General features: G+C 45.0%; 17 protein-coding genes. All 17 read right to left on the bottom strand.

Going from position 1 to position 15,732, the window contains the following annotated elements:
- Entirely contained in the window at nucleotides 1-384 is a 384-nt protein-coding gene (flgB, locus tag QNH15_RS11085) for a flagellar basal body rod protein FlgB (protein WP_283894682.1), read from the bottom strand.
- A 308-nt stretch (nucleotides 385-692) separates the two neighbouring features.
- Nucleotides 693-1,472, bottom strand: a complete 780-nt coding sequence (codY, locus tag QNH15_RS11080) for a GTP-sensing pleiotropic transcriptional regulator CodY (protein WP_061969417.1) — start codon at nucleotides 1,470-1,472, stop codon at nucleotides 693-695.
- A 12-nt stretch (nucleotides 1,473-1,484) separates the two neighbouring features.
- On the bottom strand, nucleotides 1,485-2,879 hold the full coding sequence (hslU, locus tag QNH15_RS11075; protein WP_283894680.1) for an ATP-dependent protease ATPase subunit HslU: 1,395 nt from the start codon (nucleotides 2,877-2,879) through the stop codon (nucleotides 1,485-1,487).
- Between the two features lie 17 nt (nucleotides 2,880-2,896).
- Entirely contained in the window at nucleotides 2,897-3,439 is a 543-nt protein-coding gene (gene hslV, locus QNH15_RS11070; RefSeq protein ID WP_061969414.1) for an ATP-dependent protease subunit HslV, read from the bottom strand.
- A 25-nt stretch (nucleotides 3,440-3,464) separates the two neighbouring features.
- On the bottom strand, nucleotides 3,465-4,367 hold the full coding sequence (xerC, locus tag QNH15_RS11065; RefSeq protein WP_283894679.1) for a tyrosine recombinase XerC: 903 nt from the start codon (nucleotides 4,365-4,367) through the stop codon (nucleotides 3,465-3,467).
- Nucleotides 4,368-4,427: 60 nt separating this feature from the next.
- Nucleotides 4,428-5,732 carry an FADH(2)-oxidizing methylenetetrahydrofolate--tRNA-(uracil(54)-C(5))-methyltransferase TrmFO gene (gene trmFO, locus QNH15_RS11060; RefSeq protein WP_283894677.1) on the bottom strand — a complete coding sequence of 435 codons (1,305 nt, stop codon included), beginning with the start codon at nucleotides 5,730-5,732 and terminating at the stop codon, nucleotides 4,428-4,430.
- An 18-nt stretch (nucleotides 5,733-5,750) separates the two neighbouring features.
- Nucleotides 5,751-7,826: a type I DNA topoisomerase gene (gene topA, locus QNH15_RS11055; RefSeq protein WP_283894675.1), complete on the bottom strand. Its 2,076-nt coding sequence runs from the start codon at nucleotides 7,824-7,826 to the stop codon at nucleotides 5,751-5,753.
- A gap of 135 nt (nucleotides 7,827-7,961) precedes the next feature.
- On the bottom strand, nucleotides 7,962-8,837 hold the full coding sequence (dprA, locus tag QNH15_RS11050; RefSeq protein WP_283894673.1) for a DNA-processing protein DprA: 876 nt from the start codon (nucleotides 8,835-8,837) through the stop codon (nucleotides 7,962-7,964).
- A gap of 152 nt (nucleotides 8,838-8,989) precedes the next feature.
- Nucleotides 8,990-9,904, bottom strand: a complete 915-nt coding sequence (gene sucD / locus QNH15_RS11045; protein ID WP_061969406.1) for a succinate--CoA ligase subunit alpha — start codon at nucleotides 9,902-9,904, stop codon at nucleotides 8,990-8,992.
- Between the two features lie 34 nt (nucleotides 9,905-9,938).
- Nucleotides 9,939-11,099 carry an ADP-forming succinate--CoA ligase subunit beta gene (gene sucC / locus QNH15_RS11040; protein WP_090233241.1) on the bottom strand — a complete coding sequence of 387 codons (1,161 nt, stop codon included), beginning with the start codon at nucleotides 11,097-11,099 and terminating at the stop codon, nucleotides 9,939-9,941.
- A gap of 192 nt (nucleotides 11,100-11,291) precedes the next feature.
- Complete coding sequence (locus QNH15_RS11035) at nucleotides 11,292-11,474, bottom strand: alpha/beta-type small acid-soluble spore protein (protein ID WP_283894669.1); 183 nt, start codon at nucleotides 11,472-11,474, stop codon at nucleotides 11,292-11,294.
- Nucleotides 11,475-11,534: 60 nt separating this feature from the next.
- Nucleotides 11,535-12,317, bottom strand: coding sequence for a ribonuclease HII (gene rnhB / locus QNH15_RS11030; protein WP_283894667.1), 783 nt, complete (start codon nucleotides 12,315-12,317; stop codon nucleotides 11,535-11,537).
- A 79-nt stretch (nucleotides 12,318-12,396) separates the two neighbouring features.
- Entirely contained in the window at nucleotides 12,397-13,251 is an 855-nt protein-coding gene (gene ylqF / locus QNH15_RS11025) for a ribosome biogenesis GTPase YlqF (protein ID WP_061969398.1), read from the bottom strand.
- Between the two features lie 16 nt (nucleotides 13,252-13,267).
- A complete protein-coding gene (lepB, locus tag QNH15_RS11020) occupies nucleotides 13,268-13,807 on the bottom strand; it encodes a signal peptidase I (protein ID WP_283894665.1) in 540 nt (179 codons plus the stop codon).
- Between the two features lie 77 nt (nucleotides 13,808-13,884).
- Complete coding sequence (gene rplS / locus QNH15_RS11015; RefSeq protein ID WP_061969393.1) at nucleotides 13,885-14,229, bottom strand: 50S ribosomal protein L19; 345 nt, start codon at nucleotides 14,227-14,229, stop codon at nucleotides 13,885-13,887.
- Nucleotides 14,230-14,360: 131 nt separating this feature from the next.
- Nucleotides 14,361-15,095, bottom strand: a complete 735-nt coding sequence (gene trmD / locus QNH15_RS11010) for a tRNA (guanosine(37)-N1)-methyltransferase TrmD (protein WP_061969391.1) — start codon at nucleotides 15,093-15,095, stop codon at nucleotides 14,361-14,363.
- Nucleotides 15,096-15,611 carry a ribosome maturation factor RimM gene (rimM, locus tag QNH15_RS11005; RefSeq protein ID WP_283894662.1) on the bottom strand — a complete coding sequence of 172 codons (516 nt, stop codon included), beginning with the start codon at nucleotides 15,609-15,611 and terminating at the stop codon, nucleotides 15,096-15,098.
- Nucleotides 15,612-15,732 lie beyond the last annotated feature (121 nt).

Raw genomic sequence — 15,732 nt, 5'->3', positions numbered from 1 at the left:
TTACGCTCTTCCTCCTTTAATCACCATTTGAATTGAATTGAATTTCCCGTTCAGCTGCTGTACAAGCGCCTGATTCATGATTTGATTTTTTGCAAGTTCGGACATTTGTTCATCTAAATCCACATTATTGCCATTGTTATTGATCTCAGTACTATTGCTTGTTGTCACAGAATAACCGGACATCGGTGCTGAACTGAAGTCGAGATGTCTGCTTTCGGTACGATAGGCCTGCAAGCTCTCCTGGAGCTTGGAATGAAATTCGACATTTTTCGCTTTATAGTTGGGTGTGTTGATATTGGCTATATTATCTGATATCGCTTTTTGCTTTAATGCTGTGCCATCCAGGCTTCGTTCCAGCATTTGAAAAACAGGACTTGAAAACATTTAAATCCCCTCTTTTTTACTACTATTATTTTAAAAGAGTGCCAAATCTTACCGTTCTTACATATTCTAAGGGATAAAACCAAAAAGTGTCTATGTATTTTTTCCTAAATCGACTTTTTTCGATAAAAAGGCCTAATTAAATAATAGGTCTTTCTTCCTGATGTTTTTTTACTAAAACCCTTTCATAGAGTGAATGGACTATACCTTTTTACCTGTTATCGTTCTTCAAAATTCGACAAAATCCTTTATTATCCACAAAAAAAGGCCATCCTGCCTATCAGGCAGAATGACCTATTCATTTGAGCTTATTAGCTCGTTTTTAATTTGGATAGTTCAAGCAGGAATTTATCGTTAAGCACTTTAATATACGTACCCTTCATTCCAAGTGAGCGGGATTCGATGACACCGGCACTTTCAAGCTTACGGAGAGCATTGACGATTACCGAACGGGTAATCCCTACTCTGTCCGCGATTTTACTTGCTACCAGCAGGCCTTCATTCCCCTCGAGTTCTTCAAAAATATGCTCGATCGCTTCAAGCTCACTGTAAGAAAGGGAGCTGATCGCCATTTGCACGACGGCTTTATTTCTCGCTTCTTCTTCAATCTCTTCCGCTTTTTCACGCAGAATTTCCATTCCTACAACCGTTGCACCGTATTCGGCCAACAGAAGATCATCATCGTTGAACGAGTCCGTAAGGCGGGAAAGAATTAAAGTCCCAAGACGTTCTCCCCCTCCAATGATCGGTACGATAGTTGTCAGGCCAGAAGAAAACAATTCTTTGTTTTCAACTGGAAATGCTGTATATTCACTGGCAATATCCAGATTGGACGATGTTTCAGTCACATTAAATAGTCCTTTGGTATACTCGGAAGGAAATTGTCGTTCCTCCAGCATTTTTTTCATACGCTCGTTTTCTATTTCCTGTTTCAAGGAAATACCAAGAAGCTTACCTCTTCTGCTGACAACAAAAATATTTGCTTCAATCACATCTCTTAGCGTTTCTGCCATTTCTTTAAAGTTAACGGGCTTTCCGCCAGATTGTTGCAGCATCGCGTTCAGCTTTCTTGTTTTTTCTAATAAGTTCATTTCATTTTCCTCCTACAGAATGTACTGGCTTAAATCCTTATTCTTTGCGATAGACGCAAGTTTTTCTTCTACATACTCTGGTGTGATTTTTATCGCATTCATCGTAACATCCGGTGCCTCAAAGGACAAGTCTTCAAGCAAGCGCTCTAAGATTGTGTGAAGTCTCCGTGCTCCAATGTTATCCGTTTCCTGGTTGACCTGAAAGGCTATACTTGCAATCTTAGAAATAGCTTCGTCAGAAAATTCAAGATTTATACCTTCTGTCGCAAGCAACGCCTTATATTGTTTTAAAAGGGCGTTATCCGGCTCTATAAGAATTCGTGTAAAATCTTCTACCGAAAGTTTCTCGAGTTCTACTCGGATGGGAAAACGGCCCTGCAGCTCGGGGATCAGATCAGATGGTTTCGCCATATGAAACGCACCTGCTGAGATGAAAAGAATATGATCCGTTTTGATGGAACCATATTTGGTCATCACAGTTGACCCTTCCACAATGGGAAGGATGTCACGCTGCACACCTTCCCTGGATACATCGGCGGTATTTTGATTTTTTCCTGCGATTTTATCAATCTCATCTATGAATATAATACCTGTTTGCTCCGTTTTGTAAACCGCATCACTTGTTACTTCATCCATATCTATCAATTTTGCCGCTTCATCCTGGGTAAGAACCTTTCTGGCCTCGGAAACCGGCAACTTGCGCTTTTTCTTTTTCTTGGGCACAAGACCGCCTAGCATATCCTGCATGTTCAAACCGAGCTGGTCAAGTCCTGCGCCCTGGAACATATCCATCATGGAATGATTTTGTTCTTCGACTTCTACGGTTACCAGATGATTTTCAAGTTCGCCCATCGCCAGCTTATGGGCCATTTGCCGCCGCTGCTGGGTGATGGATTGGTCCTCTTCGCTATCATTGGATGTTTGTGATGGGCCATTTCCTGAACCAAAAAACATTTCAAGCGGATTTTTGTAGCTGCTGTCTTTTTGTTTCCCGGGAACGAGCAGTTCAACAAGCCTTTTGTTGGCGTTTTCCTCGGCTTTGTCTTTCACTTCAAGCATTCTTTGTTCTTTAACGAGGCGGATGGATGTTTCGACCAGATCCCTGACCATGGATTCAACATCCCTGCCCACATAGCCCACTTCGGTGAACTTGGTGGCCTCCACCTTGATGAACGGTGCATTCACAAGCTTTGCGAGCCTTCGGGCAATCTCGGTTTTCCCAACACCAGTCGGGCCGATCATGAGGATATTTTTAGGCGAAATTTCATCTCTCAGTTTTTCGTCAAGCAGCGCTCTGCGGTACCGGTTTCTAAGCGCAACGGCGACCGCTTTTTTGGCATCCTTCTGACCGACAATGTATTGATCCAGCTTTTCGACGATTTGCCTTGGAGTTAACTGAGTATTCATCTCTTCCCACGCCCCTTCTACAGCTCTTCAAGAATAATTTGGTTATTAGTATAAACACAGATCTCTCCGGCAATTTCCAGAGCTGCTCTGGCAATCTCAGCAGCGGAAAGATGGGGAGCATTCCTTTTTAACGCTCTTCCTGCAGCAAGCGCATAATTTCCGCCCGAACCGATAGCCAGAATGCCATCATCCGGCTCAATCACTTCGCCGGTGCCTGAAATGAGCAGGAGGCTTTCGTTGTTCATCACAATCAGCATGGCTTCAAGTTTTCTAAGCACCTGATCCGTGCGCCATTCTTTGGCAAGCTCTACACTGGCACGGGCCAGGTTTCCGCTGAATTCCTCAAGCTTAGCTTCGAATTTTTCGTATAATGTAAAGGCATCCGCCACCGATCCGGCAAATCCGGCGAGCACTTTTCCACCAAAAAGCCTGCGGACCTTTTTAGCAGTATGCTTCATCACTACTGCATTTCCCATTGTTACCTGCCCGTCTCCCGACATGGCAAATTTCCCATTGTGATGGACGGCAAAAATCGTCGTTGCATGGAATGTTTGTGTCATAAGAAAAATCCCTCCTTATTCTCATTTATGCACGAGGATGCGTGTTATTATAAATTTTTTTTAAATGATCTTTTGTGACATGAGTATAAATCTGTGTGGATGACAGATGCGAATGCCCAAGCAGCTCCTGGACGGCCCTCATATCGGCGCCTTCGTTCAGCAGGTGGGTGGCAAACGTATGGCGCAGTACATGGGGGCTGATATGTACGGTCAATGTGGTCTGCTCAATAAGGCGGTTTAAAATCGTTCTTACACCACGGGGGGTTAAGGGGCCTCCTTTGTAATTAAGAAAAAGCGTTTTTGCGGGATGGCCTGCTTTCTCGGACAATTCCTTTCTGCCTTCTTCTATATACCGGCTGAGTGCTTCAATCGCATAACTGCCCAACGGCACATACCGTTCTTTTCTGCCTTTTCCTTTGATAAGAACCGTTTCAATATAAAAATCAATGTCCTCAAGCTGGATCTGGCAGCATTCGCTGACCCGGATTCCTGTGCCATACAAGAGTTCCAGTATCGCCTGGTTTCGCTGGCCAAGCGGAGTGGACAGATCGCTCACATGAAAAAGCTCCGCCAACTCTTCCTCGTAGATAAAATGCGGAATGCTCTGGCCCTTTTTTGGGAGGGAAGCCAAAGCAAACGGGTTATGTTCAACAATCTTTTCCCGGTTTAGAAAACGATAAAAGCTTCGGAGAGACGATATTTTCTTGGCAACAGTCCTCCTGGAGTACGACTGTTCATGAAGCCACGTCAAATAATGTCTCACCAAAAGATAAGAAACAGCAGCGAATCCTTCGATTGCTTGCTGTTTCATAAACGACTTAAAATGCAAAATAGCTTTTTCGTAGTTTTCCGTTGTATGATGTGAACTATTTTTTTCTATTTGCAAATACTCGATAAACATCTTCAAATAGCGGTCATTTAAATCCACTTATCACACCTCACAAAGCCCCTAAATCTTATCACAGATCAGGGGCAATAACAAGCAAGTTCACAATTTTGTTATAAAATTCTGAATTGTTTCCAGCGCTCTGCCAGCTAATGCTTCATAACGTTCCTTTTTATTCCTAATTCGCGTTTCAAGCGCAGGCAGCAGGCCAAAGTTGGCATTCATCGGCTGGAAGTTCTTTGAATTGGCAGTCGTAATGTAGTGTGCCATGCTTCCAATCGCCGTTTCCTGAGGAAACTCCAGCAGTTCCTTGTCTTCCATCAGCCGGGAAGCATTAATCCCTGCAATCAGACCGGAGGCCGCACTTTCCACATACCCTTCCACACCAGTCATTTGACCAGCAAAGAACAAGTCTTCTCTGTCTTTAAACTGATACGTCTTTTTCAGGAGATTCGGAGAGTTGATGAACGTATTTCTGTGCATCACTCCATACCGGACGATTTCTGCTTTTTCCAGCCCCGGAATAAGCTGAATCACTTCTTTTTGCGGTCCCCATTTCAAATGCGTTTGAAAACCTACTATATTATATAACGTACCCGCACTGTTATCCTGTCTCAGCTGGACAACCGCATATGGCTGTTTCCCAGTTTTCGGGTCTTCAAGACCTACCGGTTTGAGCGGGCCAAACAACATGGTTTTTTTCCCTCTCGATGCCATGACCTCGATCGGCATGCAGCCCTCAAAGAAAATTTCCTTCTCAAATTCCTTGAGAGGCACCGTTTCAGCAGCAATGAGCGCTTCATAAAAACGGTCAAACTCTTCTTCTGTCATCGGACAGTTCAGGTAAGCCGCCTCCCCTTTGTCATAGCGGGACTTTAAATAAACCTTGTCCATGTCTATGCTCTCCACATCAAGGATAGGAGCAGCTGCGTCATAGAAATACAGGTAATCTTCCGAGGTGAGTGCTTTCAGGGAATCCGAAAGCCCTTTCGAAGTCAGAGGGCCTGTGGCAATGATGGTCGGACCATCTGGAATGTTTGTTACTTCCTCTTCAAACACCGTTACGTTCGGATGATTTTTTACCCGTTCTGTAACAAGAGCCGCGAATTCATGGCGGTCAACGGCAAGAGCACCGCCTGCCGGTACCGAACAGTCATCTGCTGACGCAATGATGACTGAGTCCAGTTTTCTCATCTCTTCCTTCAGCACACCTACCGCATTGGTCAATGTGTTGGAACGGAGTGAATTGCTGCACACCAGTTCCGCAAATTTATCCGTATGATGTGCCGGGGTTTGTTTTTTGGGTCTCATCTCATACAGATGAACCTTTATTCCCCGCTTGGCGATCTGCCAGGCTGCTTCACTTCCTGCAAGCCCGGCGCCGATTACGTTCACATAATCTTTCATACTGCTTAATACTCCCCTTTAACCTTGCTCCTCAGCGTAATCACAAGAAATACACTGCACCACTTTTCCTTTTTTCGTTTTCTTTTCCACAAGCATCTTGCCGCATTTCGGACACGTTCTTCCCACCGGTTTATCCCATGATACAAATTCGCAATCCGGATAGCGGCTGCATCCATAAAAAATACGGCGTTTCTTGCTTTTTCTCTCCACGATTGTTCCCTTGTGGCATTCCGGGCATTCGACACCCGTATCTTTTACAATCGGCTTGGTGTTTCGGCATTCCGGAAAGTTGGAACAAGCCATAAATTTACCATACCGGCCCATTTTATAGACCATTTCATGTCCGCACAATTCACAGTCCTCACCGGCTGGCTCATCTTTTATTTCTACTTCCTTCATTTCCTCTTCTGCAACAACAAGCTGTTTTTCAAAGCTTTTATAAAATTCATCGATGACTTCGTTCCAATGCTTTTCCCCGTCTTCGATTTCATCCAGATCGTTTTCCATTTGCGCGGTAAATTCGACGTTAAAGACTTGCGAAAAGAACTCAAGCGTCAGCTCAAGAACTACTTCACCAAGTTCTGTCGGCTGGAACTTCTTGTCGTCGAGCATGACATACCCGCGTTTTTGAATGGTATCGAGTGTCGGTGCATAAGTGGACGGACGCCCGATTCCGAGTTCCTCCATCGTCCGGACAAGCCTCGCCTCACTGTATCTTGGAGGCGGCTGCGTAAAATGCTGGGTAGGCTCTATTTCTTTCTTTTTAACGGTTTTGCCTTCCTCCAGGTCTGGCAGCAGACGATCTTCATCTTTCTTTCCGTCATCGTTTCCTTCGATGTACACTTTCATGAATCCCGGAAACTTTACTTTAGATCCGTTTGCACGGAAGATTACACCTTCATTTTCAAGGTCCACGGTCATCGTATCAAGAACAGCGGAGGACATTTGACTTGCGATAAAACGCTCCCATATCAAACGGTACAAGCGAAGCTGGTCACGGCTCAAGTATTCCTTCAGCTCTTTCGGATGTTTCGAGGCAGAAGATGGCCGGATGGCTTCATGGGCATCCTGGGCATTTTTCCCCGGCTTCTTTTCCCCGCGGTTCACCCGGTTAACAAATTCCTTGCCATATTCTTCGGTAATGAAGGCTTGTGCTTCTTCTTTTGCCAGATCGGAAATACGGGTGGAATCCGTTCTCATGTAAGTGATCAAACCTACAGTGCCTTCCTTGCCAAGGTCGATTCCTTCATAGAGCTGCTGTGCGAGCATCATCGTTTTCTTCGCCCTGAAATTCAGTTTTCGGGCAGCTTCCTGCTGCAGGGATGACGTGATGAAAGGAGGAGCAGGGTTCCGTTTTCGTTCCTTCTTTTGAACAGAAGCAATGGAAAACGTATTTCCTTTCAACTTGCTGAGAACTTCCTTTACTCCCTCTTCATTCGCCAGTTCCCTTTTCTTGCCGTCAACTCCATAAAAACCGGCTTCGAATTCTTCTTTACCATAAGAAAATGATGCCTTGATTTTCCAGTATTCCTCAGGAACAAATGCTTTGATTTCTTTTTCACGTTCCACAATGAGCCTCAGTGCTACCGTTTGGACACGGCCGGCGCTTAAGCCTTTTTTCACTTTCTTCCATAATAAAGGGCTGATTTTGTAACCGACAAGACGGTCCAAAACGCGGCGGGCCTGCTGAGCATCCACCAGATCCATATTAATCTTTCTAGGCCGTTTAAAAGAGTCTTTTATCGCATTCTTCGTAATTTCGTTAAATACCACACGGCACTCTGAATTCAGATCAATGTCGAGGCTGTGGGCCAGATGCCAGGCAATTGCTTCTCCTTCTCTGTCGGGGTCAGACGCGAGAAAGATTTTTTTTACCTTTTTGGCCGCAGTCTTCAATTCTTTTAAAACCGGTCCTTTGCCCCGGATGGTTATATATTTTGGATTAAAATTATCATTTATCTCTACTCCCATTTGGCTGCGGGGTAAATCCCTCACATGTCCCATCGAAGCCTTTACGATATATTTGCTTCCCAAATATTTTTTTATCGTCTTTGCTTTGGCGGGAGATTCAACGATTACTAAATACTCTTCCATTTACAGTGCATCCCCCTTTAAGGGTATATTCAAATCTTCCCTATTATTAAATAGACTTTCATCATTTGTCAAACGGTTTTCAGTTATTGCCATTGAAACTCATTCAATAAACAGGGATTAATATTTCATTCTGACCTAATAAACCAAACTTAATTCATGAAGGATGTCTTCAGCCTCCATCACAAGTTTGGCGCCTTGCTGAATCAGGCGGTTTGTGCCTGCCGCACACTCATCCAGAATGGATCCGGGTACGGCAAATACCTCTCTGCCCTGTTCCATGGCCTGATCAGCAGTAATGAGCGAACCGCTTCTCTCTCGGGCTTCCACCACAAGTGTTCCCCTTGTAAGCCCGCTTATAATCCGGTTTCGTTCTGGAAACTGCCACCTTCTCGGTGGAGTCTCATATGGATATTCTGACAAAAGCAGTCCGCTCTTGGTAATCCGGCGGGCGAGAGCCATATTGGACTTAGGATAGACCTGGCCGATCCCTGAGCCAAGTACTGCAATGGTACTTCCTGAGTGCGTTAATGTCAATTCATGGGCATGTGTGTCAATCCCGGCCGCCAGCCCGCTGACGGTCATCCATCCCTTTTGAAGCAGCGGATTCAAGATCTTTTCAAGACTTTTTAATCCGCCGCCTGTGGGGTGCCGCGTTCCTACTATACTTATGGAAAGAGGCACCGATAACGCTTCCATGTTCCCTTTGCTGTATAACACCCAGGGCGGATCAAAAATATACCGGAGAGCACCGGGATAATGACTATCAAAATATGTAAGTATTTTTATATTATGCTTCTCGTATGTTTGTTTGATTGAACGATACGACAGATTTCGGATATCCTCCCAAAAATCATTGCTGTTCCGCTGGTTCATCCGTAACTGCTCCCGGAGTTCAGCCTTTGTCAGCTGAAAAATGCTTTTTAAGTCGGGATCGACTGCTAAAATTGACTGGATGGTCTTCCATCCGGCGCCGCGGCAATGATGAAGAAGAATTAACCGTTCTCTGTCCATACGTCTCCTCCAATAACTGTTTTTTTATATCGTTGCTCTTGTGAGTGGTTGATTTCCGTTTCAGGGTGCGCGCTTTCCGCAGGGCATTCGGTGAGCCTTTTTAATAAAGTATTTTTTAAAAAAAGCTCCCTGAAATCAGGGAGCTTTTTTGATTAAACATTCGCTTTGTGTGTTGTGCAGGATTCGAGGAGACCTTTTTCTTCAAGAACGGAAACAAGTGTCTCACCCATAACAGATGGTGTCTCAGCGACTTTAATACCGCACTCCTGCATTGTTTTGATCTTTTCGGCAGCTGTGCCTTTCCCGCCGGAAATAATTGCTCCAGCATGGCCCATACGCTTTCCTGGAGGAGCTGTTTGTCCGCCAATGAATCCGACAACTGGTTTTGTCATGTTGGCTTTTACCCATTCAGCTGCCTCTTCTTCAGCTGTTCCGCCAATTTCACCAATCATGATAACCGCATACGTATCTTCATCTTCGTTAAATGCCTTAAGAACATCGATGAAATCAGTACCGTTAACCGGGTCTCCGCCGATACCAACAGCTGTTGACTGGCCGATTCCGCGCTGAGTTAACTGATGCACAGCTTCGTATGTCAAAGTTCCGGAACGGGATACTACACCAACATGTCCTTTTTTATGGATGTATCCTGGCATAATACCGATTTTGCATTCTTCCGGTGTAATAACACCCGGGCAGTTCGGGCCAACAAGACGTGTTTTCTTGCCTTGCATGTAGCGCTTTACATTTACCATGTCAAGAACAGGAATACCTTCTGTGATACAGATAGCAAGGTCAAGTTCTGCATCTACCGCTTCGATAATAGAATCAGCAGCAAATGCCGGTGGAACGTAAATTACAGAAGCGGTTGCTCCAGTAGCTTCAACAGCTTCTGCCACTGTGTTGAATACTGGGAGTCCTTCTACCTCAGTACCGCCTTTTCCTGGTGTTACACCGCCGACAATTTTAGTTCCATACTCAAGCATTTGCTGGGTATGGAATAGGCCTACAGATCCTGTAATCCCCTGCACGATGACCTTTGTGTCTTTATTGATAAAAATACTCATCTAATTCTCCACCCTTCTTCTTTATTTCCGGGAATTATTTTACTAGTGAAACGATTTTTTCTGCACCGTCTGCCATGGAATCTGCAGAAGTAATATTCAATCCTGATTCGTTAAGGATTTTCTTTCCTAGATCTACGTTTGTTCCTTCAAGACGAACAACAAGCGGAAGGTTCAATCCTACTTGCTTGGTTGCTTCTACAACACCGTTGGCAATAACATCACACTTCATGATGCCGCCAAAAATGTTAACGAAAATACCTTTTACATTTTTGTCGGAAAGGATAATCTTGAACGCTTCTGTTACTTTTTCAGCTGTTGCGCCGCCCCCAACGTCAAGGAAGTTGGCAGGATCACCATTGTAGTGTTTGATGATGTCCATGGTCGCCATCGCAAGTCCTGCACCGTTAACCATGCAGCCAATATTTCCATCAAGGGAAATGTAGCTCAGGTCATATTTGGAAGCTTCGATTTCTTTTTGATCTTCTTCTTCCAGGTCGCGGTATGCCAGAATGTCTTTTTGGCGGTAAAGCGCATTGGAATCAAAGTTTAATTTCGCATCAAGCGCCATTACATTACCGTCGCCAGTTACAACAAGCGGGTTGATTTCTGCAATAGAGCAGTCTTTTTCAACAAAAGCCTTATAAAGGCCAAGCATGAACTTTGCAGCCTTGTTTACAAGCTCTTTCGGAATATTGATGTTGAATGCCAAGCGGCGTGCCTGGAACGCTTGAAGACCGATTGCCGGGTCAATGACTTCCTTGAAAATTTTCTCAGGTGTCTTTTCAGCTACCTCTTCAATTTCAGTACCGCCCTCTTCAGAACCCATCATAACAACGCTTGAAGTTGCGCGGTCAAGAACAAGGCCGATGTAATATTCTTTTTTAATATCGCAGCCTTCTTCGATAAGCAAGCGCTTAACTTCTTTGCCTTCAGGACCAGTTTGGTGTGTAACAAGCACTTTCCCCAAAATTTCATCCGCATATGTACGAACTTCATCAAGGTTTTTAGCTACTTTAACACCGCCAGCTTTTCCTCGTCCGCCAGCATGGATTTGTGCTTTAACAACAGTTACAGCGCTTCCTAATTCTTTCGCAGCTTCTACTGCTTCTTCTACGGAATACGCTACTTTACCGTTTGGAACAGCCACACCGTACTTTCTTAGTACCTCTTTACCTTGATACTCGTGGATATTCATTCTCCATCCTCCTATCATCTTTAAAACTAAACTACCGTTTACCATTTTATATAATAGAAGCCGAACTGTCCACTCTTCTTCGAAAGAAATGCAAACGTATTCACCTAATTTCGACAGAAAACCGCACAATTTCCTACACAATATGTACTATTTCCGACATCTAAGAAAATTTTACGGCACGCAAAAAGCAGGCTATTTACGCCTGCTTTTTTCCTTTGTGTCTTTATCATCCGTTTTGCTTTTTTTCACCGACTCTTTCACCATTGCATCACGCTCAGAAACGGGACGGTAGATTCCAAATTCTTCTCCGATTTCCTCGCGGTATTGATCAAGCATCGGTTCTACCCCGGGAACAAGCAATTTTCTTCTTGGCATCACAATCGCCTCCTTTTCTTGTAGGATATCCAATCCTTCAAAAAATAGGCAATTGCGCCTCTACAGCAACGTACCCTGCTGAACAGGCGAAAAGGAGCGCCGGTGTTCTTCCACCGGGCCATGTTCGTCAAGTGCTTGCAAATGGTCCTTCGTTCCGTAGCCCATATTCTTATGAAACAGATACTGCGGATACTTGCCATGCAACTCTTTCATGTACCGATCTCTGGTTACTTTAGCCACAATCGACGCTGCAGCAATGGATACACTTTTGGCATCTCCCTTGATTATTTTCGTTTGAGTGATAGGAAGGGGAAGCTCCATGGCATCGATGAGCAGGTGGTCAGGCTCCTTCTTTAATGCCCTTACTGCTTTCACCATTGCTTTTTTTGAAGCCTGATAAATGTTGATTCGATCGATTTCAGGCGCCGATACCAGCCCCAATCCAACTGCAATCGCCTGATTCAATATCTTTTCGTACAACTCTTCACGTCGCTGTTCACTAAGCATTTTGGAATCATTGATTCCTGGTATGTAGGTTCCGGGAGCCAGAATAACGGCGGCGGCAACGACAGGGCCGGCAAGCGGCCCCCTGCCGACTTCATCTATACCGGCGATTAAGGATTTACCCTGATTGGTCCATTCACGTTCAAAGATCAGCATCTCCTCATACTTCTCTTTAAGCAAACGCGCAGACTTCAACTCTTTTTCGTGCCTGCTAATGATCTTCTGCACACCTGCCCTGCCGTCTTTTCCGAGTTCCTCCAAAAATTCCTGCAATCGTTCCCCGCTCTCCTTCAGTTCGAGCAGCTTATTTTCGATCTCTTTTATTGTAAGCTTCATCATCAACCTTCACTTTCTATGTAGTTGAACGCCGTGCTGGTTCTCATTACAAAAAAAGGCACGCGGATGCGCACCTTTACCATTAAACTTGATCAGGCCGCTCGTAGGAGAGCCTTCCCAATTTCTCGGCCCGGATATCGCGCAGGACGATTTCCGCCGTTTTTTCATAATCAATGAATCCGCCGCTCATCAAACAACCACGCTTCTTGCCGATTGCATCAAAAAGCTGGATAGCTTCGTCCGGAATATCCTCGAGGTTATATCGTTCCTGAAGTCTTTCCGGATAGTGATCCTTATAATAATTCAAAGCGAATAAGACAATCTCCGAAAAGTCGAGCAGCGTTTCTTTTATCGCTCCGGTAACCGCCAATTTAAGTCCGATCGACTGATCTTCAAATTTTGGCCAGAGAATACCTGGCGTATCCAGCAGCTCCAGGGAAGAACCTACCTTGATCCACTGCTGTTTTTTTGTCACACCAGGTTTATCCCCTGTTACGGCAATATTCTTTCCTGCCATGCGGTTGATCAGGGTGGATTTCCCTACGTTCGGAATACCAAGAATTAATGCCCGCACAGCTCTCGGCTTAATAATACCTTTTGCCTTCATTTTATCAAACTTTTCTTTCACCAGCTCTTTTGCCGCGGCTTCAATCTTGTTGATGCCCTGTCCGGTTTTGGAGTTGAGCACAAGGACAGGAAGGCCTTTCCCTTGAAAATATTCAACCCAAAGCCTGGTTACTTCGGGATCCGCCATGTCTGCTTTATTGAGCAGCAAAAGACGTGGTTTCCCGGCAGTAATTTCATCGATCATTGGATTACGCGAGGCCAGAGGCACCCGTGCATCCACCAATTCAAATACAACATCAATCAGTTTTAGTTTTTCTGTTATTTCGCGCCTGGCTTTTGCCATATGGCCCGGAAACCATTGAATGGTCATTGCTACACCTACTTTACTACTTTACAACACCGATATCGTTAAGCGGCCAAAATCGCACCGTGGCTTTTCCGATGATATTATCCATGTCTACAGTGCCGATATTCCGGCTGTCACTGCTGTGCCGGCGATTGTCGCCCAATACGAAAACCTGGCCTTTAGGAACGGTTTGCTTGCCTGTTACTTCAAACAAAGTGAAATCATAGGTTAAGTCTCCGTCTTTTGTTTGCTCTTTATACGGTTTGAGGTACTTTTCGTTCATCGGCTTGCCGTTGACATACAGCGTGTCATGCTTATACTCAATCGTATCTCCCGGCAACCCAATCACACGCTTAATGTAATCTTTTGTTTCTGTCGCCTTAAACACCACAATGTCAAAGCGTTCCGGTTTATCAAGCTTGTTTACTACCAGCCTGTCCCGGTTATGTAGCGTAGGCATCATGGACTCGCCATCGACAACAATGGGAGCAAACAGAAAATAACGGACGACGCCGGCAAGAAGCAAAGCCACGACCAGCGCTTTTACCCATTCCCAAGATTCTTTTTTCTTACTTGCCATACTTCATCCTCACATTCAGGTTTTATTTAGATATATAAAAAGGAGCTTGAGATGAGTCAAGCTCCTTTTTAGTGCAATTAGCGAATCTCTTTGATACGCGCTGCTTTACCGCGAAGTGCACGCAAGTAGTAAAGCTTAGCACGACGAACTTTACCGCGTCGAACGACTTCAAGGTTCGCGATCTTAGGAGAATGTAAAGGGAATACACGCTCTACACCCACACCGTAAGAAATTTTACGAACAGTGAAAGTTTCGCTGATTCCAGTTCCGCGCTTCTTGATTACAACACCTTCAAAAAGCTGGATACGTTCACGAGTTCCCTCGACAACTTTTACGTGTACACGAACAGTATCACCAGAACGGAACTTAGGAAGATCCGATTTTAGTTGTTCTTTAGCTAGATCTGCAATAATCTGTTGCATAGTTATTGCCTCCTTCCGACAGATGTTCTTGCCGCGCTTTCATCAGCAGCGGAACACCTTAATACTGGCCTAAGCCACGAAATATATCTTATCACATGAAAGAAATGAAAAGCAAGTGGTTATGCTAAAATTCACTTCTCTTTTTTAACCTCTTCCAGCCACTTTTTTTCCTGTTCTGTCAGGTCTGCAGACTCCAGGAGATCAGGTCTTCGTTTCCATGTACGGCGCAGCGATTCCTTTGTCCGCCACTCTTCAATATGCTTATGGTTGCCTGAAAGAAGGACATCCGGAACCTTCATGCCTCTGAAGTCGGCAGGCCGGGTATAATGCGGGTGTTCAAGCAATCCCGAACTGTACGAGTCTCGGACGGACGACTCTTCATTTCCGAGCGCGCCGGGTAAAAGGCGGGTCACGCTGTCAATGATGACCATCGCCCCCAGTTCGCCACCGGTGAGTACAAAATCGCCGATGGAGATCTCGTCGGTGACCAGGTTCTCCCGAATGCGTTCATCATAGCCTTCATAATGGCCGCAAACGAAAATCAAGTGCTGTTCTTCGGAAAGTTCTTCGGCTTTTTTTTGCGTAAAGCGTTCTCCCTGAGGACAGAGAAGGACCACCCTTGGCTTGGCCTCGCTTTTGTGGGTCAGATCTTCCACCGCGTCAAAAAGCGGCTGGGGAGTCAGCACCATGCCTGCTCCGCCGCCATACGGATAATCATCGACCCGGCGGTGCTTATTTTCCGTGTACTCCCTGAAATCGGTAACATGGTATTCCACAAGCCCTTTTTCCTGTGTCTTTTTTAAAATGGACGAACCAAACACACCGGCAAACATTTCAGGAAAAAGCGACAACACATCAATTCTCATCTAAATCAAGCCTTCCATCAGATGAATGATGACCTGCTTGTTTTCAACGTCCACCGATTTAACCACCGGAGGGATATACGGAATCAAGAGGTCCGGACCAAAATCCTTCTGTTTGATGACCCAGACATCATTTGCTCCCGGAGAAAGAATTTCCTTCACCTTGCCTAGTTCTTTTCCATCATCCGTAATCACGGTACAACCGATGATATCACGATAGAAAAACTCGCCTTCTTCCATTTCTACGGAATCGTCCGCAGATACCTTTAAAAGGTGTCCTTTATATTTTTCCACATCATTGATATTCGAGTGACCTTCAAATTGCAGGAGATCAAACTGCTTGTGAACACGGTGAGCCGCAATGGTCACAGGCACCATGTCGCCGTCCCCTTGTTCCACAAAAAGTGTGTTGCCTAATTTGTACCGTTCTTCCGGGAAGTCCGTCCTGGAAATGACCCGGACTTCACCGCGTATTCCATGCGTATTGACGATTTTTCCGACATTTAACCATTTCGTCATCTCTATCCACCCTTGCCGCCCTTCTCTTTTTTAACAGTGTGGGCTGAATGATCGCAATCTATAATCATTTTTTTTGAAAGTGAAAAAAAGGGTGAGGCTACCCCCATCCCTTTTTAGCTTA

The sequence above is a fragment of the Fictibacillus enclensis genome, assembly GCF_030123385.1.
GTDB lineage: Bacteria > Bacillota > Bacilli > Bacillales > Fictibacillaceae > Fictibacillus_C > Fictibacillus_C enclensis.
Note: the sequence above shows the minus strand (reverse complement) of the source record. Positions and strands in the feature narration are given on the sequence as shown.